This is a genomic window from Olivibacter sp. EAT-5, assembly GCF_044784325.1.
Lineage (GTDB): Bacteria > Bacteroidota > Bacteroidia > Sphingobacteriales > Sphingobacteriaceae > Olivibacter > Olivibacter oleidegradans.
Window position 1 is genome coordinate 3,489,090 of the sequence record NZ_CP173028.1, and the last position, 21,440, is coordinate 3,510,529.

A 21,440-nucleotide genomic window follows, 5' to 3' on the forward strand; every position below is an offset into this window, starting at 1 on the left:
ATTTGATTAAGAAAACCTTATTTATATAAACACCTTCTTCTGTATATTGAAGCGAAACCCTTGTTTAAGTGCAAAAAGCCGATGGTCACATATATAAATTATAATACTTATCTCTTGTGAATACCTGTTAAAATTGCCAACGTTGGTTATTTTTGTAATCTATTAGTAATGAAACAGTTATTTTTAGTGTCGCTAAAACGTTTATCGCATATTTTTATGTGAAAATCCAATTCTATTTGCTTACTTTAGCATCAACTAACTAATTAATTCAGTTTTTCTGAAAGGAGCCTGTTATGATGCGAAGTATTACTGGTCATTACGTTATACTGGTCTTTTTTTGCCTATGTTGTTTTTGTGTTGTAGGCGGTCATGAACTACCTACAGGGTTTAAAAGCTACTCCACCAAAGACGGTCTTTCATCTAATACGGTATATGGTATTTGGAAGGATAGTTTTGGTTTGTTATGGCTGGCTACCGAGGATGGCCTTAATCGCTTTGATGGAACAAATTTCAAAGTATATCGACATAACCCCCAGGAAGAAGAAAGTCTTCGAGCAAACCACATTACGGCTTTATACGAAGCTTCGAATGGATGTCTTTGGATTGGAACCAATGGCGGGGCATTAAGCTTTTACGATCGTAGCAAAGATGCCATCATTAACTATAGGGGACAACCGCTCCGTAAAAAATTCAGTACAGCTATTACGAGCATCGGAGACGATAGTCGAGGGAATATTTGGGTTGCTTCGTATGGGGCTTTATATATCTTTAATCCCCATACGAAACACCTCGTTGATCATGACGACTATGCTAAATTGATGGACACTTTTTCGGGAAAGAATACATTGGTGATTTTTAGAGATAAAAAGCAACAAATGTGGATTGGCACCGATAGTGGTCTGTACGTTTATAACCATAAACTCGAATTATTAGCGACTTTTAAACATCGGGAATCCGACAAGGGAAGCCTGGCAGACGATTATGTAACTGCCATAACAGAGGATGGGATGGGACAACTCTGGGTTGGAACAATGGGAGGGCTCGGTATGCTAGAGAAAGGAAAATGGACGTTCAGAAATTATTATTCAACCTCGGCTCCATTGAAAATCAGTAGCGATAAAGTATACGCTTTGGCGCCTGACGGCGTAAATGGTCTTTGGGTAGGTACGGATGAAGGTTTAGATGTATTAGATGTGGCCTCTTTAAAAATCCGGAGCTTTAGACCGGATAAACGGAATATGCAGAGTTTAAGCAGCCGATCAATCCGTTCCATCCTTATTGATAAAGCAGGAATATATTGGGTGGGCACTTATCAGGGCGGACTCAATAAATATGACAAAAACCTGAGTCAATTTAATTTAAAGGAATGCAATATCTTCGACCCTTATGGATTACGTTCGCCGATTGTAACGGCTTTTGCCGAATATGGCCAAAATGTATTTGTAGGCACCGATGGAGGTGGTCTGCATCTATATGACCGTTCCTCGAATTTGTTGCAACATATAGAAATACCCAAGCCAAAACGTGATTGTGCGCACGATCTGAGTGTCTTGGCCATGGAAATGGGACATAACAATCGTTTGTGGTTGGGAACCTATATGGATGGCTTATTTTCATACAACCCCGAGAGTAAACGCAGCAAGCAATACATAAAGGGCAAGGGAGCGAAGCATTTAAACCATGCCGATATTTTTTGTTTAAAGGAAGACAGAAAAGGCAATCTCTGGATTGGAACAAATGGAGGAGGGCTTAATTTGCTACATGTCGACGAGGAGCGTATTGAGAAATTCGTCCACACAGCTATACGCGAAGATGACCCGACACAGCCTGCCAGTAATTACATTCGATCCATTGAAGAGGATCGAGGTGGTCGCATTTGGATCGGTACCTTTGGCTCCGGCATCTCCATCTTTAATCCTGAAAATAAGAGGTTTTCATTTTATAATAAAGCCAATAGTGGGTTGCCGAGTAATTACGTGTTAACCATTAAGGAGGATCGAGAAGGAAACATTTGGGTTGGTACAGCGGGCAACGGAATCGGATATCTAAAGAAAGGAACCGGGAAATTTATCACCTTGTCAGAAAATGATGGCTTGATCAATGGCGTGGTTCAGAAAATTCTTGAGGACCACTCGGGTAAATTGTGGTTCAGTACTAACAAAGGATTAAGTTCATACGATATAAAAGAAAATAGTTTCAAAAATTATTCTTATCATGCCGGTTTACAGACGGGATCTTTTGTATTGGGCTCCGGTTTGTGTCTTAGTGATGGTGAAATTTTCTTTGGCGGACAAAAAGGATTCAACCACTTTAATCCTTCCCAACTAAAGATAAATAAGAATGTGCCACCGGTAATTTTAACAGACTTAAAGATCGATAACCAGCGCATTTCACCTTCAAAGGAGGGCCCCATTCGCAGTTCCTTATTAATGGCGAAGGAAATTCAATTAAAATACAAACAGAACTTTTTGATCTCCTTTGAAGCATTGAATTTTACAGTAGCAGAAGAGAATCGATATCGATACAAACTGGAAGGATTTGACAAAAATTGGATTATTGCGGGTAGGGAACATAGTGCTTACTATACAAATTTGGATCCGGGAGCGTATACATTTCACGTGCAAGCGAGTAATAACGATGGGGTTTGGAATAAAGAAGGTAGGTCCATACGCGTGACTGTCGCACCACCTTTCTGGCGTACTATATATGCTTATATGGTGTATATGATAGTGATTGGAGGTGTTTTATTGTATATACGTCATCGGGGCATTAAAAAACTGGAGGCAAAATTTGCCTTGGAGCAGGAGCGTCTGCAGGCTAAACAGCTATTAGAACAAGAGCGTAAGGAAGCTGAGCATCTACATCAATTGGATCGGATGAAGATTAAATTTTTGACCAATCTGAGCCACGAATTTCGCACGCCAATTTCGCTCATTATGGGGCCCGTTGATAATTTGATAGCACAGACACAGGAACCAGGGCAATCTAGCCAGTTGAATTTGATTAAGCGAAATGCTCGTCGATTACTGAATCTGGTGAATCAACTGCTTGATTTCAGAAAAATGGAAGAGAAGGAATTACGGCTGCAATGTACACCGGGCAATTTCGTTTCTTTTATAGAGGAGATTAGTGATTCTTTTAACGATCTGGCCAGTCGAAAAAAAATCGATTACGCATTTTATACCTCCTTATCGTCGGTTTTCGCTTGGTTCGACCATGATAAGATTGAGCGGATCTTATTCAATTTACTATCCAATGCTTTCAAGTTTACACCAGAGGGAGGGGCCATATCTTTAAATTTAGAAAAAATTGAAAGTGGTGCGAACAATGAATTCGTATCATTACATGTTGCCGTGAAAGATTCCGGCATTGGTATTCCCAAAGAAGCTCAGCAACGGATATTTGATAGTTTTTTTCAATATGATTCAGGTGCAATGATACTGAATCAAGGTACCGGTATTGGCTTATCTATCGCGCGGACTTTTGTAGATATGCATGGTGGTAAATTGCAAGTAATAAGCGAGCCTGGTAAGGGAAGCATTTTTTCTTTTGATGTAAACCTTAAACGCGTAACGTCAGATTTAGACGAAACAGTGTCGGCAGCATATGAAACAAAGCCAACCACACCTTATGACAAGACGCCCATGGAAAGTGAGCTGCTTACGTCGCATGCTTCCGTTTTGATTATAGAGGATGACGATGATTTCCGCTTTTATATTAAAGATAACTTAAAATCCTACTATAGAGTGTTTGAAGCCGCAGATGGAAAGGAAGGATGGCAACGGGCTCTTTTTCACCACCCGGATATTATCGTTTGTGACATTCAAATGCCGGTGATGAATGGGCTGGATTTAGTTCGGAAATTGAAGTCAGATAAGCGAACGAAACATATTCCGGTTGTTTTGCTAACGGCATCAAATGAAGAAAAAGGATTGTTGCTTGGTTTGGAATCCGGAGCAACCGATTACATGACTAAACCTTTTGACTTTGCTGTCTTGCAGACTAAGATAGCTAATTTGTTGTCTTTAAACCAGGCATTTAAAGATGCCTATTCTAAACAAATCAGTATAACGGTTCCTGAAGACGAAGTGGTATCCGAAAGAGAAAAATTCTTGCAGAAAGTGGTTGCCTATATCCACGAAAATATGGGCAATAGCCAATTATCAGTCGAAAGTGTGAGCGCACACCTTTTTATTAGCCGAGCATCTCTATACAATCGATTATTGGAGTTTACCGGTATGACCCCTGTAGAATTTATACGTGCCGCAAAACTAGAAAGAGCAGCCTATTTACTGGAGAAAAGCGATATGAACGTTGCTGAAGTTGCTTATGAAACGGGCTTTGCCAATCCCAATTATTTTACCAAAGTTTTTAAAGCAAAGTATCAGCTGACACCTTCAGAATTTATTCAGGCAGTTTCAAAGGGCAGGAATGTGATGATGCAGGAGGAGAAATAAAGGAAAGGGACGCTCCCTATTTTCGTCTTTTCAAGGAGGGACGACGAAGCGATCGCTGGATTTAAACATTTTTATCTCTTTTTTCTCGATTAGCATCGGCGTAATCATTCGGTTAACGGATATTTTTGATAAATACTTCTTGTCAATAGATCCATAACTGAAATATTATAGCCATATGTTATATCGGAAATCAAAAACAAACGCAATCAATTCATCTCCTACAAACGCCATTTGTTTATTCTTATTCGTGCTTTTATGTGTGCAGTCGCTGATGGCCCAAAATAATACAAAAGGATTGAAAGACTATTATCAAGAATTTTTTCCTATAGGCGTAGCGGTCAATGGGCGGTCGCTTGCAGGACAAGAGGCCCATTTATTACTACAGGAGTTTAATAGTATTACGCCAGAGAACGCCATGAAAATGGAAGTGATACACCCCCGAAAACTGGAATATAATTGGGCTCTTGCTGATAGTATCGTTGCCTTTGCGCAGAAAAATCGATTGCGTGTTAGAGGACATACACTGCTTTGGCATGAGCAGGTCCCTGATTGGTTTTTCCTTGATGATCAAGGAGCTCCTGTGACAAAAGATACTTTATTAAAAAGGCTGAAAGATCATATTACTACGGTGGTTGGGCGTTACAAAGGGAAAGTTTATGCTTGGGATGTGCTGAATGAAGCTATCGATGACAATCCGAAGCAGTTTCTGCGTCAGTCTAAGTGGTTGGAGATTGCCGGTGAAGAGATACTGGCGAAGGCGTTTGAGTATGCGCATGAAGTTGATCCGGATGCGCTCTTATTTTATAACGATTATAACAGCGAACGTCCGGAGAAGAGAGAGCGGATATATCGTTTGGTGAAAAAACTAGTGGATGACGGTGTCCCTATTCATGGGATCGGGTTACAGGGGCATTGGTCAATTTTCGAGCCTTCTACTTCTGATCTGGAACAAGCCCTTGAACGTTACGCTTCACTTGGTTTGCAGCTGCATTTTACCGAACTGGATGTGTCCGTGTATCCTTGGGAAAAAGAAAGAAGAAGGAAGCGCCCGGGTGAGATCGATGCTTTAACCCCAGCGCTTGAAGAAAAGCAAATAGCACAGTATGAAATGATCTTTTCCGTTTTCAGAAAATATAAAAGTCATATTACCAGTGTGACCTTCTGGAATTTATCGGACCGTTATTCGTGGTTAGATCATTATCCTGTACAGGGTAGGAAGAATTATCCCTTGCTATTTGATCGCAATCTTGAACGTAAAAAAGCTTACTATAAAGTAGTTGATTTCAAAAACTAGTTTGTAAATCGATATTTATCATACGCATTTAAACCATATGCGAAGCTATCGTCAAGGATCAATTGTATTCATTGTATACCTTCATTGTGATAGAAATGGCTAAACCCTGTCAAGGAGCTTGTTTACTTAAATCGATCTCAAATGGCGAAGCAGGTAAACCAGCAGTATTGTAAAGTCCCGCGATGGGATTGTCTGCCCAAGCATATCGAACTTTTGCTGGTTGTTGTATCGCTGGAGCGGAAAGAATGATTGTGTTGCCACGAACTTCGGTTTTAGCCCAAACAAATTTACCATCCGTACCGGCTAATGTAAAACCTAATAGATTGTTTTCAGGTCGCAAATCCAAGGCAGCTCCTTGGTCATCAAAGTTAAGTTCGACTCGATTGCCCTTTACTTTCCATGATTTTAGTATAGGGCCTGAAGCCACCATTCCTTTCTGATGATATACATTTTTCAAGGCTAATAAGGCCAGCCGCTTCCCTATATTTTTCTTGTCCAGGGGATGTATGTCATTCCATTCTCCCAAATCAATGGCCACAGCCATGTTGGTATGAGCAGTTTTTAAGCCAAGTCGTTGCGCTTCGCGTAAATTTGCCCAAGCGCTCTCGGTAGGTTGTTGCTGTTTGGGATTATAGTTTGGTAGTTGCACATATAGAAAAGGCAAGTTCTGATCGTTCCATTTTTTTCTCCACTCATTGATTAAATCCCTAAGCAAAGCAGTATAACTTTGATAAGTTGCGATATTCGATTCACCCTGGTACCATAATATGCCTTTGATGCTATACGGAAAAAGAGGGGCTGCCATTGCATTAGATAGCCCGGTTGGTTGGTATTGAAAGGTGACAAGATCTATTGGGAAGGCTTGTGTAAGGGCACCGACTTGAAAGCTCCAATCTCCTTTTAGGCTGATGGTGTCAGAATAGGTTGTTAGCGCATAATCTTTATCCGGTATAAATTCACCATGCTTGCTTTGAGTTACTACACGAACCACCAAGGTGTTTTTTCCCGGCTTTAAAAGCCCGGGCGGGATCTTATAGCGCCGTGGTGGGTATTGATATCCGGTAGAGCCAACTAAAACACCATTGATATAAGCTTGGTCGCTATCTACAATTCTTCCTAAGTGGAGCATTGCTTCTTTCGTAAGAAGAGAAGATGGCACGCTAAAATCTTTTTTCAACCAAACGCTTCCACACTCATCCCATTTCCCTGGTATTTGAATAACCTGATCTGTTTGAAACGTATAGGAACTTTCATACCATTTTGGAACTCCCGTTAATCCTTTATCTTTTGCATCCAAAGTCGCATGCCAAATTTCGGTTTTTCGTTTATCGATTTTTTTTATACTATCGACTAATAAGCTGTCTTGATATCGTTGTGTTTTGGCCAATAAATCAGGATATTTCTGTATAGCCTCTTCCGATAACCAAGCCTCAATCGGAGAGCCTCCCACAGCACAGTGAATGATGCCAATGGGAACTCGTAGTTTTTCTTGCAAATGTTTAGCAAAGAAGTAGCCAACAGCTGAGAAGTTGAGTACTTCATCCGGCGTAACTGATTTCCAGTTCCCTGACGCAACGTCAGTTGCGGTAATATTAAAATCATAACGTAAAGGCACTTTGAACTGGCGAATAGTAAATGACTCGGCCGTATCGATTTCCCGCTGATATTTTGGCGCTACCCTTGAAATCGGTAGTTCCATATTCGACTGGCCAGAGCAGAACCATACGTCGCCCAATAAGATGTTTTTCAATCGGATGGTATTCTTGCCCTGAATAACCATGTCATAAGGTCCACCTGCCGGCATTGCGGGCAGGTAGACCTGCCAATCACCCATTGAGTTGGCTTTTGTTGTGCGTTGATGACCTCGGAAGTTTATTTCTATCAATTCTCCAGGATCTGCCCATCCCCAAAGATGAATGGGATGATCGCGCTGAAGCACCATGCTATTACCAATGAGCCTCGGTAGTTTAATTGCCGCCTCTGATGTTAAGGATATGAACGTCAAGAAGCTAAATAAGCTTAAAAGGAGCCGGTATTTGCTTGATATACGACGGTTGTGCGCTTCATGTACTAAGATGTGATTCACGATATGTTTTTATTGATTCAGGGCTGTATTGGCTTTAAATGGATCGATCATTCCCAATGTTCCGTCTGGATTGTGCTTAAGCTCCGTTACTTTTATATTCCGTAAATGTGTTTTTCCCGACAACTCCGTGTCATGATAAAATATATACCATTTTCCTTTGAATTCTATAATGGAGTGGTGCGTCGTCCAACCTTGAACAGGCTTCATAAAATGACCGGCATAAGTAAAAGGGCCCATAGGAGAATCGCCTATCGCATAGGCTAAAAAATGGGTGTCGCCGGTAGAATAAGTGAAGTAATATCGGCCTTTATATTTATGCATCCAGGCACCTTCGAAGAAACGTCGATCATGATCGCCTCCTAAAATAGGCTTCCCGGCACTGTCGATAAGCATTGCTTTCCCAACGGGGCCGTCAAATTCTGTCATATTTGATTTCAGTTTTGCTACGCGGCAGCTAATAGCGGGTGCATCATCCTGCTTTAAGTCGGTCAATGAGCCGTTTGCTTGGTAGGTGCCGGTTTCCCAACGCTGCAGTTGTCCTCCCCAAATACCGCCAAAGTACATATAGGCGGTGCCGTCATCGTCTACAAATACGGCTGGATCGATACTACAACTTCCTGCTATCGGTTCTTTGAAAGCTTTGAAAGGGCCCGTCGGCTTGATGGCTGTTGCTACACCGATCCGGAAAATATCTTCTTTATCCTTTGCGGGGAAATATAGGTAATAGGTGCCGTCTTTATAAGCGGCATCCGGAGCCCATAGCTGTCGCTTTGCCCAGGGAATATCTTCAACCGATAGGGCAACACCATGATCGGTTACCGATCCATTGATACTATCCATCGATAAGATATGATAATCACGCATGGCAAAGTGGTCTCCATTATCATTTTCAGTCGTTCCCGCATCAATATCATGTGAAGGATAAATATAAATTTTACCATCAAAAACATGGGCAGATGGATCGGCCGTGTAAATAGAATGAATCAACGGTGGGGATAAGAAGCTTTGCTTCTTCTGTTCTGCTTCGTCGCTTTGTTGTGATTGCTGTTGTTGATGATTTCCGGAGCAAGCATAGATAAATGGAACGGCTAGTAGCCAAACGGACATCTTTTTTCTCATATTTATTGATTTCTTATTTTTGTTTAAACGGATATTAGTAACCTGGGTTTTGATTTCCACTGATTTGTGGGTTGTTGTCAAGCTCGGCTTGAGGGATGGGCAATAACTCATCTCTGCCTGGACGGAAATAAGTGATGGGCTCGACACTAAAGTATCCCTTTGGCCGCCAACGTAAGATATCGATATTGCGTAACGATTCGTTTGATAATTCAACGGACTTTTCGTGTATAATGGCTTTGATTACATCCTCCTTGGTAGCGACCGGGAATTGAGCGGTAGGGTAGGGAGGCATTGCAACACTTGCTCTGGCGCGCACTTGATTTAAATAGCTCACTGCTGCAGTCAAGTTGCCCAGTTCTGCTTCGCATTCTGCTAAATTGATCAATACTTCGGCGTAGCGAATAATTCGCTGGTTATTGCCGCCCGGATGATAACTAGCTCTGCTTTTACTTTCCTTGTAGATAATCATGAACTTTCGAAAGCTAACCTTTTTCCGGACGCCGTTTACAATGGACGAATTGTTGTTTTGATCGGCATCGGTAAGTATATCGGCTCCGTTATTATATCGATCACCTGTTTGATAGAAGCTGTAAGAGAATCGCGGATCCGTTTTTTCGGCACCAGTTTCCGCATTTTCAAATTCATTTAACAGCTTGTTCGAAGGAATTAAGTTGCGCCACGCAACGGGGTTATACTCTTGATTCCGTATGGTTGATTGAGCCGCATTTGGTGTGTCATCAGTACTCCAATTAAAATCATTGTCGCCTTTATCGACATAAACAATTTCGAAAATCGATTCACTGTTAAATTCCGTTTCCTCTTCAAAATTATCTAGATAACGATCGGTTAAACGATAACCATCTGCACCGGCAGTTGGAATTTTGAGAAGAGCTTCTTTAGCACCAGTATAGTCGCCCTGTTGCATCAGCACGCGTCCGAGTAAGGCATTGGCTGCTGCATGGGTTATTCTGCCGTTTTCTGTACCGGATTTACCTGGTAATATATTCGCAGCCTCTTGTAGGTCTTGCACGATAAATTGATACACGGCGCCAGCTTCCGCTCGTGGTTGATAATCAGAAGGCGACTTAACGGTTTCGGTGTACATGGGCACAGCCCCCCACTTCGATACTAGTTCAAAATAGGCCCAGGCGCGTAAAAATTTAGCTTCTGCTAAACAGCGATCGCGCAATGTCGGATCATCGCTTACATTAGGTCCGTTTTCAATAACGGTATTGGCTCGATGAATAACGGTATAAAGTCCATTCCAAACAGCATTCATCACACTATTGGTGGGGTCGACGTTTCCGTTTAGTATCTGCGCTCTGGGAACTTCAAGTTGACTGCCGCCGGCAGCAACGTCATCACTACGTAGATCATGAAGAAAATACCATTCGCGGGCAACCAAATTGATACCTCTTACGGTGGCATAGATCGCATTGGTGCCTGCTTGCAACTCGCCGGCTGTTTTAAAGTATTGATCGGTTGATACCACATTTTCATTGTTAGTGTTCAATGCGTCTTTTTTACACGCATATAAACTGAACCCTATTGAAATTGCAAGGAATTGTATGATTCGTTTTTTCGTCTTCATCGGATTATAATTAAAATGATGCCTGAATGCCTAATTGAAATGAGCGCGGACTTGGATATTGTCCATAGTCGACACCGTTGGTCAGCGTACCGTTTTTGGAACCGATTTCCGGATCCAAGCCGGTATAGTCTGTTATCGTGAACAGGTTTTGGGCGGATACGTAAAAACGAAGTTGGCTGATGCTTGTCCAACCGAGTCCTTTTATCCATTGTTCAGGTGCAGTGTAACCAAGCATAATATTCTTTAATCGCAAATAAGATCCATCTTCAATCCAGCGGGTAGAAGGCCGTACGTTTTGATTAGGATCTCCGTTTACGGCACGCGGAATGGAAGTGTTGGTGTTTTGCGGAGTCCAAGCGTTCAAGACCGATTGATCTGCGTTGAAAAGTCGCGGCATACCTTCACGAATAATGCGGGCGGCATTAAAAATGTCGTTGCCTTGTACACCTTGAAAAAATAAGGCAAGATCAAATTGTTTATAGTTGGCCGAAAAATTCAATGAATAACTGAATTTAGGCATAAAGCTGCCAATAAAGGTTCGGTCTCCATCATTGATAACGCCATTGCCGTCTAAATCTCTGAACTTCAGGTCGCCAGGTGCCGCCCCATTCTGCCTGGCATGTGCTTCAATTTCTGCTTCGTTTTGAAAGATACCGTCTACAATATATCCGTAAAATGATTGGACAGGCTGGCCAACAACGGTATTGGTAAGCGGACCACCCCCTCCAAAGTCGGCATCCCCACCTGCTGTGATCGACGCATTTTCGCTATTTAGCCGTAGAACTTTATTACGGATGATGCTCATTAAGCAGGTTATATTCCAGGTGAAGTCACCGCTGGTTTTATGGTATCCCAATTGAAATTCAAATCCTTGATTTTGCATGGCCGCTACATTTGCTAAGGTGCCTGTACCGTTAAAACCAAAGCTGGTGGGGGTGGGCACGGTCAGAATCAGGTTGTCCGTTTTCCGTTTAAAATACTCGGCTACTAAGGTGATTTTGTTGTCTAAGAAACCTAAATCTAAGCCAATATTGGTTTGTTTTGTTTTTTCCCAAGCTAAATCCGGATTACTCAAACCGTTATAGAATGATCCATTGCCATTTACAATGGTTCCATTGAACGGATAAGTAGCCTGATTGCGTTGAATAGGTTGTAAGTAAGGGTAATTGCCGAGTAAGACGCCGTTGATGCCGGTGATACCATAACCTCCGCGCACTTTAAATTCGGAAATCCAAGGTGTGTTCTCCATGAAGGATTCGCGATCTACCTTCCAGCCGGCGGAAACGGCCGGGAAGTTTTCATATTTGTTTCCGGGAGCGAAAACAGATAGTCCATCCCGTCGGATGGAAGCGGTGAATAGGTATCTTCCATCATAGTCGTAAGTTACGCGGGCCAACATAGAGCGGATCAAATTGGTTTCGTATAAACTATTTGCCGTAACATTGGTAGCTCCGTTAAGTGTTTTGACGAGATTGGTGCTTTGGTTGCCGCTGGCTGTTTCGTTGCGATAACGTTGTCCTTGGCTTTCGTAAACAAGAGTAGCACCTAGGTTATGGTTATTGAAAGATTTGTCGAAACTCAGCTGTTGAGTGAAAAGATGCGTAGTATATAATTGTCGTTGATTTTCAATCGTAGCGATATTGACAATGGAGGTACCTCCGTCGTTATGTATAGGGGTGTAATTTTGTATAGCAATGTTAGAATGATCCACGCCATAAGTAGACGTAAATTTCAACCAAGGTGTGAGCGTCAATCTTATATAAGCCGTTCCCAGGATACGAGTGGTATTGTTGATGTTTTCAACCAGATTGGCTATTTCTACGGGATTGATCGGATCGGATGCATCGAAGCTGTTTTGGGGGCCCATGAAACCGCCGAGATTGTGTGGATTATACACCGGTAGGTACGGTTGCATACGGATCATGTTCACGATGGGGGTACGATTGCCGGCAGGTACATCAAAACGTTGCTTGGATTGACTCACATAGAAGTTCTCACCAAAAGAGAAAAACTTGCTGATCACATGTTCGGAATTAAGCCGATAATTAAGCCGTTTATAATAGAGGCCTTCCGCAATACCCTGTTGATCGAAATAACCGGCACCTGTGTAGAAATGCGACTGCTCATTCCCACCATTCAGTGAAAGGTTATACTGCTGAAGCGGTTGATTGTTGCGGAAATAAGCATCCTGCCAATCCGTATTTGTTTGCGCAAAAGTTTGTGTAGCGCCATCATAGATTGGTTGATTAAAATTTTCGGGTTCCAAACGGGGGGGAAGTGGTGCATCGGCTCCGTTCAACGCCCGTTCATATTGTAAATACTGTGCGGTATTTAATAAGTTGAATTTTTTACTGGGACTTTGTATACCGAAATACGAGTCGAAGTTTACCTGTAATCGATCGCGTGCTGCGCCTTTTTTGGTTGTAATCATCACTACACCATTGGTTGCACGAGAACCATATATTGCAGCGGAACTAGCGTCCTTAAGGACGTCAACTGATTCGATATCCCGGGCGTCGATGTTGGAGATAGCAGTGGGGAAACCATCCACTACGTAAAGTGGATCGGAAGCAAAACTAATTGAACTAATACCTCTTATCGCAACAATAGGAGAGGTTCCGGGCGAACCATTATTGGTGACCGTTAAACCGGCAACCCGTCCTTGTAAAGCCTGGTCTGTGCTGGCTACCGGTAACTCGGTGAGTGTTTTGGCACTTACAGAAGATACCGCACCGGTAATGCTTGATCGCCGTTGGGTACCGTAACCAACCACGACAACTTCACTTAAGGCCTGTGAGTCACTCGTTAGTACAACCTCTAGACTTGTTTTTCCTGCTATCTGCACCTCCTGAGTTAAAAAACCTACATAGCTAAATATCAAAACGGCCTGATCATTGGATGCGCTGATACTGAAAGATCCATTTTGATCGGTGCTTGTACTGTTGTTAGTTCCTTTCAGTGTAACACTAACACCGGCAAGCGCTTGTCCGTTTTCATCACTTACCTTTCCTGTGATTGTTTTTTGGACGGATTGCGCTACGGTCGCAGCTGAGGATAAAAATTGACTCGACGTCGAGCTAACGGTCATTGCTTCCCCTGTTATCGAGGCAATTGTTTTTACCGGCAACCCAATACCAAGCGCATAAACTGCGACGGTATAATGCACTATTTGTACAATGTGTTTCTTCATCTGCGTGAATTTTAGTTTATTATATGGTTTTTGTGGTTTTGATTTGCTTAAGGACGATTGGGATCGTTTCGATAAATCATTCACCCGATATAAAGTCACTTATGTCAAAGCTAAGTCTGGAATGATTTATAGGGGTAGTAAGAATGTTGAAAATGTTAGCAATAATGTCTATAGGCAACACGACTTATGATGTGGCGGTCGGTTTAAACATATTTGTTGTTTTTTTTGCGATTATGACACCATAGCGATTGATGTACTACGGTAAATTTGTGCTCATTCACTTGAAGGAAATTGATGAAAGCGCATAATATGGAATTCCGTCTAGAGAGTTTAGATCGATATTGTTATTCTTGGATTGTTGCTGAATCTGATAAAGGTTACTTCCATATCGTAGTACATGTGAGTTGTCCTAGCTTCATTTAGTACGCGAGGTTGGTTGTTGGTTTATATTGGTTATACTCCCGGTTTGGTCTCCGGGAGTTTTTTTATGGACTGTTTATTGTTTTTTGCGACTGACAGCAATACCCGAGCTGCTCGTTTTGTCGATAGTTGTTTCATAACCGGGTTGCTTTTCGAGAAAATCTAAGTATTCGCTGATACCGGACATATCTTGAAGTACATTATGGGCCGTAAAGGTTCCTCCTTTTTTAAGTTTAGGATCTATATCCTTAAAATACTGAATGTACCAATCTTTGTCGGCATCGGAGAAAACAAAGTCAAAGGGGCCTTTCAACTCCTTGACAAGTTGATGGGCATTACCAAGTTTAAAATCAACGATATGAGATAGGCCTACTGTCTTTAGGTTTTCGATGGCTTCCTTTTGGCGTTCCTTATTTAGCTCGATCGTTGTCAGTTTACCGCCGGTTTTGCTAAGCGCCCATGCAATCCAAATAGTAGAATGCCCTGTGGACGTACCGATTTCCAAGGCAGACTGATAATTGTTTTTTATAATGAGATCATGCAATATTTGGCCGTCTTCATACGGTACGTTTAGATTATGCCATTGCTGCTGTTTCTTTTTTAGAAATTGCTGTACTTGCTTATCTAGTTCTTCTTGCTTTGTGGTTTGTGCATTCGCTTTCGTGAACAAACTGAATAACAAGATATAAAGCAGCATCGTTTTAAATAGGACGATCGTTTTCATAATATGGGTATTAGTCCTATGATAAACAGCTGAAAGTACTTTTTGTTATAATATAAGTCTGTTCAGCGTTTTAAATGTAACACATTTGCTCCTAAATCTTTTTCAAATACCCGTTCCAATTTTTTATGGTGTGTAATAATCATGATTTCTAAGGACCCTGTACCCACAGTACCATCAAGGATGTGTCCGCCATAAGCCACAAAATCTTTCCCGGCTACTACACCATGTAAATGGATACTGGGTTTGTCATCTTGCCAAGCTATGCTTCCATGCATGCTGGCCAATTCGACATCTTTAAAGTGCTTCGGATTAAACTTCTTTTTGGCTGAATCGAAAAAACCAAAAGTCACATTGACGAAGCCCATACCGGTAAAATTGGCGGAAGGAATTTGTTCAGCAAGCGCAAAATGCTCAAGCAGGGGTATGATCTCGTCTCCTTGGCGTAATACCATTAAATAACCATTGGATACCCTGGTGTACCTTATAGTGGAATCTTTTTCTTGTGCCGGTAATCGATTGCTGATAATGGTTAAGCAGCCAATCAGCGGAAGTATGATGAGTAATTTAATGGTATTCATAGCTAAACAAAATTTTAATCAGCTGTCTGACTTTGGAGCAGCTGATTATTATTGCTACAATTTTTCCAGCGCTTTGTTTATCGTTTCTAAATCTTCTGCAGATAAACTGACTTGTGCAGATTGCGCATTTTCCTTTGCTTGTTGTGCATTGCGAGCACCGGCCAATACTGCGGTAATACCTGGTTGCAAACTAGTCCACCGTAAAACCAGCTGAGATAGGGTCACTTGTTTATCAATTGCAATAGGCTCAAGTGTTTGAATTAAATCCTGAACCTTGTCTAAATTGAATTGCGTAAAGTAACCCTGTCGATGATCATTTTCTTTTAGCTTACCACCACGAAAATACTTGCCACTTAGTAATCCTCGTTCCATCGGACTGTAAGCGATGATGCCGATGTTGTTTGCAAGCGTATAGGGAACTAATTCTTCTTCAATTTCGCGATTCAGCATACTATACGAAACCTGGTTACTGGCAGGTAATAAGGTTTCTGACGCTTCCTTTAATTGCGCAGTGTTGTAGTTACTTACGCCAGCTGCACGGATTTTGCCTTGTTTTATCAATATTTCCAAGGTTTCCATTGTTTCTTCAATGGGCGTCGTTTGATCTGGCCAATGTAGCTGGAGAAGGTCAATGTAATCGGTACCCAACCTTTTTAAACTTTCTTCAACTTCTTTAATAATATTCTCTTTTCCAGCGTATCTGTAAACCGGAATTTTTTTCCCGCTTTCCTCGGCATCGAAAAAGAAGACACCTTTTCCCTTATTGCTACCATCCCATACCAAACCAAATTTGCTTAGCAGTTGAATGCTTGTACGGTCTCGTCCCTTGATCGCTTCTCCTACTAATTCTTCGCTCAAACCAAAGCCGTAAAAAGGAGCGGTATCAATAGCGCTTACACCATGATCAAGTGATGCTAAAATCGAACTGATTGAGTCTTGCTTATCATTCCCACCCCACATATTTCCACCAATAGCGAAGGCACCATGTGTTATAACGGGTAATTTTAAATCGGTATTTCCTAATTTACGATATTCCATTCTTATATTAATTTTGTTTTATAAATGAGTGGTGTCTCTTGAAGCGCTTTTTCTGCCAGCAGTTGAAAGTCCTGAATATAAGGCTGCTCGTTGTGCAAATCCAAGCTGCTTTCATCTTGCCAGATTTCATAAAAAATAAACCGCGAAGGATCTTCAAGATCTTGATGTAAATCATATTGAAGGCAAGCTTTTTCCTCACGTGTACGGACAACCATGGTTTGCAATTGTTTTTTTACCTCATCTATATGTGCAGGCTTGCTTCTGATAATAGCTATTAAATGAATTTTCATTGGGATAAATAGTTTTTTAATGATCTGTCAAATTAATAAAAATTAGGAAGCCTTTAACCCCCACGTAGCTGATCCAAACACGTCCTGAAGATGAGAGCGATAGCGCGCCATGTCGCGATCAATTTGTGCATTCTTTTCCACGTCATGAAAATGAAAACTTTTTAGAGGTTCCATACCGGTGAAAGCATTCATACGATGAAAACCAAAGAGTGGGCCATCGTCGACACTATGTTGTTTAAAGAATTCGTTAGGAAGTGTAAACGCCGTTTCCGGTGCATTCCAGCTGGTAGTTAGCATGTACTTTCTGCCATGAAGCGTTCCACCTGTACCATAATTGATTTGGGGATTGTCTGCCTTACGACCATCACTGCGGTAGATTCCACGCTGATGCCCTTGAGTGAAGACTTCATCTATATATCTCTTAAATCCGAAAGGTACCTGGAACCACCAAATCGGCGTGTGATAAACAACAAGATCTGCCCATACATATTTATCCACTTCTTCTTGAAGATTATAACCATCTGCGATGTTAGTAAGTTGTACCTCTGCGCCACGATTACGGAAAAATTCGACGGTTTCTGACGCAAGGGTGTTATTAAAACGTCCACCGGAGTGGCCAAAATGTTGTGCTGCATTAATGATGAATATTTTTTTCATGTTCGCTTTCTTTATTAACAGCACAAAAGTAGGGTTCAATTATTCATTATAAAAATAATATAAGTTTTGTTTACCTATAATAAAAATGATGATATTCGGTGGTTTTATTGTAAGCGATCTTTATTAGCGATCACGTTTTAAGTAGTAACGAATAAACTTAATTGGCTAAAAGCCTCGCACCTGCTTTATAATACAATTCAGCCAATGCCTTATTATAGGTTGTAATCAGATCCTCTTTTTTTATTTTCATGTCAATCAGTTTACTCTCCCGACTATTAATAATGAACAGCGTGCTTTCGCCCAGATCGAATTTTTGTAATTCCCCGGATAAGAGCACTTCCTGATTGTCAATACTCGCTACTTGTAACTTAAGTTGAGCGCTATAGGCAGTAAGATCGTTGTACTTAGTAGTAATGTCGTTTTTAATATTACGACCGGTTATGAGCAAATCATATTGTAGCTGTTCTTGTTTCAACTTCACTTCCTTCAGTTTCCCTCGTTCCGCGCGAAGGAAGAGGGGAAAGGCAAATTCAAGTCCAAACTTGTAGTTGCTCCAATTGAAGTCATAATAGTGCGGGATATATTCATTGAAGTTTCTGCGACTGGATATCAACGTACCTGAAATGTTTAATTTCGGTTTCAACATTTCTTTTCGATAGCGTTCCTCGATGCGTAGTTGCTGCTCTTTGCTCCAAAGTTTCGATAGTTCAGGATGTATATCACTCGCTTGCTCTAATAGATTCCCGAGCATCGTTGGGGATGGTGACAGCTTTACGCTGTCTATAGTCGTAGGTACTGCATTATCGGGTAATTCCATTGGCTGCTCATATTCATTCCATAAGTGGTTAGACAAAATCAACCGACTGTTTTTTAAGGCGATTTCATATTTGGCCAATTGCATTTTTCTTTCCTGGACAGTAATGGCCGCTTCCACAGAATCAATGGGCGGCTTGTCGCCCAGACGCGTTTGCATACTAATCGCTTTAAATCGCTCTTCAGCAAGTTGGACACCCTCTTTCAGTAGTGTATACTGCCGAAAGGCATAATACCAATCCCAATAATCTTTTACGGCCGTGAACCAGATAGCATTTATTTGTTTCAACTGTTCAGCTTCCGCGTAGGCAACCATTACCTTGGCTTGTTGTAGTGTACTGCGTCTGTTATCAATGATGAGGCCTTGACCAAGGGGAATGCTGATGCCTAGCCCCGACAAACCCGCTGTAGACGTGGTAGTTTCCGGATTCGTATAGGTTCCGACGTTCCGATCGTAAGCTAGTTTTAAATCAGCTCCTGCTAACCATAAGGGTATTTTCAGCTCGCTGTTCCAGTGATTATAATAATCGGTATTACCGAAATATTTGTTATTGAAAGCCGCTTTCAAGGCCGGGTCAAATTTTCCGCGCGCCTGTGCAACTTGTGCTTTTGCTGTTTCACTTAAGAGTTTGGCTTGTTTCACTACCGGATGATGAGCCATTAAAAGGTCTTCTAAGTCCTCCAATGTAAATTCCTTCAGTTCAGAACCACTCCTGTTCTCCTGTGCTCGGCTTATTGACAATCCGAAGCAGATGGCCAGTAAAACGAATATCTTTTTACTTGTCATAAATCACTACTTTCCTTCGGTTTTTGGTTCTTTTTCTAAACTCGGCGGGAAACCGTTAAGTTGGCGCCATATTTCATACCAGAGTGGTACCGCATTTAAAATAACACGTCCGAATGCTCCTGAGCCTAAACGCAATTGTTCCGGCCATGGTTCGTCCTTATCAGGAACGGGTGTAGTGGGTTTTATGAGTAAGCGGTATTTGCCATCGGCACTGCTAACCTTGTCGATGACCGCTACCTTGCCGGCAAAGGTACCAACAGCTACCGAAGGCCATCCCGAGAACTGTACAGACGGCCAGCCTTCAAATTGCAGACGTGTATCGCTTTCACTAAGAATCAAAGGTACATCCATGGCATCTACATACAATTCAACAGCCATCACCGTTACCTTGGGCTGTAACGTAGCGATCGATTCGCCCTCTTTAATATTCTCACCTATGCCGGCCTTCAGTGTCTTTACGATATATCCACTTTGGGGAGCCCTGACAACGTAGTGATCTCGACGTACCTCAATATTGGCAATTTCATTTCTTAACTTGGCGATGTCCCCCTGTGCCGAGGCTTTGCTGGAAAGCGCTGAACCTAGATCGGACTGTGCTTTGGCTAACGATTCATTGTACTTAGCTTGGATATTGTCGAGATCAATAGTTGCATTGATCAATGTTTGCCGTGCGTTAGTCAATTTATTTTGAGCACTTACTACCTTTGCCTCGTCATTTTGCAGATTTAAGCGGCGAGTTTCAATATCAGTAAGCGAAAAAAGTCCGTTTTTGTATCCCTGCTCGTAACGCAGCAATCGTGCCTTGCTGGTTTCGTAGAAGCTTTGCATCGCAACCAGATCGGCACTGTCTATTTTTACTACGTTTCTAGCTTGTACAACCTTATTGCGTGCGGCCTCCAGCTGATAACGTAAACCGGCAGTCAGCGCGTCAATTTGGGCTTTTGTTGCAAGCATTTTCTGATCGGCAGCCTGCTCGCTACTCTTTTTTGCAGTTAATTGCTCGTTTAACCGTTGGGGCAATTCGGGATCAAAGTAGGAGGGGGCTGTTTCGGAAATCACCAAAATAGTGTCGCCTGCCTGAACTTCATCGCCATCTTGTACTGCCCAGTGTTCAATACGGCCACCTATTTGATTTTGAATGGTTTGTGGGCGTTCTTCCGGTTTTAAGGCAGTGACGGTTCCGCGGCCGGGGATAGTTTGCCGCCAAGGTAAAAATAAAATTACAATAAATAGGATGGCAGCAAAAAGCAATATCCTACCTAGGGCCATCACACCTCGCTTTTTTAACAATTGATCACGACCTGCGACGGAAAGGTCTTCCCATTTGATCGTTGACAACAAACTATGTGCTTTATTTCCCATAATCAATGGCCTCCTCCTCCAATTCAAGGTCTGTTACACTGGCTAACTTAACACTACCCGTTAACATATCGAAAATGGTATCCAGATTTGTCAGTAACTTTTCTACAGCATAGCCAATCTGGACAATTACAACCTCTGCTGCTACGAACTGACCGAAAGTCATCTCCCGTTCAACTACAAAATAAGAGCCGAGTAATAGCATGGCACCGAAAAGAATTGTTCGGATTAATACAGAGCCTGCAAAAAAGCGTTTTAACACTTTGAAATGCTCATTCCGGGAAGCAAGGTATTTGCTTGTAATGTAATCTGTGTCAGCAATTACTTTTTTCATCATTTCCCGATTGCCTCGGTATTCATCGATATGATTCGCCACATCTTCCAAATAGGCGACGGTTTCATATTTGTGAGCAGATTCTTCAATACTCGTGTTAAGTCCACGTTTGTAGTAGATAGCGAGAACAACCGCTACCGCCACTATTACCACGAGACCGAAACTTAAGAAGACCGGATGGTAGAACGATAAAAGTATAACACTAAAGAAAATGGTAACAACAGCTGCCATAATATCGATCAGTAATTTTATAATACCTTTTTGAATAATGATGACATCAAAAAAGCGATTTACAAGTTCAGGCAGATTCTCGCCATCCAGTTCCGAGCGCTTGATTCGTGGAAGACGGTATGCAAACTCGAGTGACGACTTTAGAAAGATTTTCTGTTCAAGGTATTCTACCAAGCTCAATTGGCCTATGAGTAAAGTGCCTCCAAGTACAACGCCTGCAATAACTGCGGTAATAAGAATATAGGTAGAGCTGTACATGGCTCCATTACTGAGCAAATTGAAAATGGCTGTAATGCCTATCGGAATACTAAGACTAAAGATTCCGATGATAATAGCGTATAAAAATATGTAGTTTATGGTTTTACGTTCCGGATGCAGCATGCCGACAAGCCGCTGCAAGGGCGTTGGCGCCGAACCTGCGTGTTTTTTTTTCATAAGAAGTAATTAAAATAAAATGTTAGGGTGATTTTCT

14 protein-coding genes are annotated in these 21,440 nt (G+C 41.8%); 2 read left to right on the forward strand and 12 right to left on the reverse strand.

What is annotated here, in order from left to right; genetic code table 11:
* Nucleotides 1-293 precede the first annotated feature (293 nt).
* A complete protein-coding gene (locus ACH11B_RS14280) occupies nucleotides 294-4,457 on the forward strand; it encodes a two-component regulator propeller domain-containing protein (RefSeq protein WP_377610361.1) in 4,164 nt (1,387 codons plus the stop codon).
* Between the two features lie 175 nt (nucleotides 4,458-4,632).
* Nucleotides 4,633-5,751, forward strand: a complete 1,119-nt coding sequence (locus ACH11B_RS14285; RefSeq protein WP_377610363.1) for an endo-1,4-beta-xylanase — start codon at nucleotides 4,633-4,635, stop codon at nucleotides 5,749-5,751.
* A gap of 109 nt (nucleotides 5,752-5,860) precedes the next feature.
* Here the strand turns inward: ACH11B_RS14285 and ACH11B_RS14290 are convergent, their stop codons facing one another.
* The 12 genes from ACH11B_RS14290 to ACH11B_RS14345 form a co-directional block, all read right to left on the reverse strand.
* Nucleotides 5,861-7,837, reverse strand: a complete 1,977-nt coding sequence (locus ACH11B_RS14290; protein WP_377610365.1) for a sialate O-acetylesterase — start codon at nucleotides 7,835-7,837, stop codon at nucleotides 5,861-5,863.
* A gap of 9 nt (nucleotides 7,838-7,846) precedes the next feature.
* Nucleotides 7,847-8,956 carry a glycoside hydrolase family 43 protein gene (locus ACH11B_RS14295; RefSeq protein WP_242627298.1) on the reverse strand — a complete coding sequence of 370 codons (1,110 nt, stop codon included), beginning with the start codon at nucleotides 8,954-8,956 and terminating at the stop codon, nucleotides 7,847-7,849.
* Nucleotides 8,957-8,990: 34 nt separating this feature from the next.
* Nucleotides 8,991-10,547 (reverse strand): RagB/SusD family nutrient uptake outer membrane protein, encoded by a 1,557-nt coding sequence (locus ACH11B_RS14300; protein ID WP_149105523.1) that lies wholly within the window; start codon nucleotides 10,545-10,547, stop codon nucleotides 8,991-8,993.
* Nucleotides 10,548-10,557: 10 nt separating this feature from the next.
* Nucleotides 10,558-13,737: a SusC/RagA family TonB-linked outer membrane protein gene (locus ACH11B_RS14305; protein ID WP_377610368.1), complete on the reverse strand. Its 3,180-nt coding sequence runs from the start codon at nucleotides 13,735-13,737 to the stop codon at nucleotides 10,558-10,560.
* A 496-nt stretch (nucleotides 13,738-14,233) separates the two neighbouring features.
* Nucleotides 14,234-14,881, reverse strand: coding sequence for an O-methyltransferase (locus tag ACH11B_RS14310; protein WP_130857173.1), 648 nt, complete (start codon nucleotides 14,879-14,881; stop codon nucleotides 14,234-14,236).
* A 62-nt stretch (nucleotides 14,882-14,943) separates the two neighbouring features.
* The gene (locus ACH11B_RS14315; RefSeq protein WP_377610370.1) at nucleotides 14,944-15,459 is read right to left on the reverse strand and encodes a PPC domain-containing DNA-binding protein; all 516 of its coding nucleotides are present in this window, start codon (nucleotides 15,457-15,459) and stop codon (nucleotides 14,944-14,946) included.
* A 54-nt stretch (nucleotides 15,460-15,513) separates the two neighbouring features.
* The gene (locus ACH11B_RS14320) at nucleotides 15,514-16,497 is read right to left on the reverse strand and encodes an aldo/keto reductase (protein WP_149105525.1); all 984 of its coding nucleotides are present in this window, start codon (nucleotides 16,495-16,497) and stop codon (nucleotides 15,514-15,516) included.
* 2 nt (nucleotides 16,498-16,499) lie between these two features.
* On the reverse strand, nucleotides 16,500-16,787 hold the full coding sequence (locus tag ACH11B_RS14325) for a putative quinol monooxygenase (RefSeq protein WP_377610372.1): 288 nt from the start codon (nucleotides 16,785-16,787) through the stop codon (nucleotides 16,500-16,502).
* 42 nt (nucleotides 16,788-16,829) lie between these two features.
* Nucleotides 16,830-17,444 carry an NAD(P)H-dependent oxidoreductase gene (locus tag ACH11B_RS14330; RefSeq protein WP_377610374.1) on the reverse strand — a complete coding sequence of 205 codons (615 nt, stop codon included), beginning with the start codon at nucleotides 17,442-17,444 and terminating at the stop codon, nucleotides 16,830-16,832.
* A gap of 157 nt (nucleotides 17,445-17,601) precedes the next feature.
* Entirely contained in the window at nucleotides 17,602-19,044 is a 1,443-nt protein-coding gene (locus tag ACH11B_RS14335) for a TolC family protein (RefSeq protein WP_149105527.1), read from the reverse strand.
* A gap of 6 nt (nucleotides 19,045-19,050) precedes the next feature.
* A complete protein-coding gene (locus ACH11B_RS14340) occupies nucleotides 19,051-20,406 on the reverse strand; it encodes an HlyD family secretion protein (protein WP_130857179.1) in 1,356 nt (451 codons plus the stop codon).
* Nucleotides 20,396-21,403 carry an ABC transporter transmembrane domain-containing protein gene (locus ACH11B_RS14345; protein WP_130857180.1) on the reverse strand — a complete coding sequence of 336 codons (1,008 nt, stop codon included), beginning with the start codon at nucleotides 21,401-21,403 and terminating at the stop codon, nucleotides 20,396-20,398. Before ACH11B_RS14345 ends, ACH11B_RS14340 begins: the two co-directional genes overlap by 11 nt.
* Nucleotides 21,404-21,440: the final 37 nt, after the last annotated feature.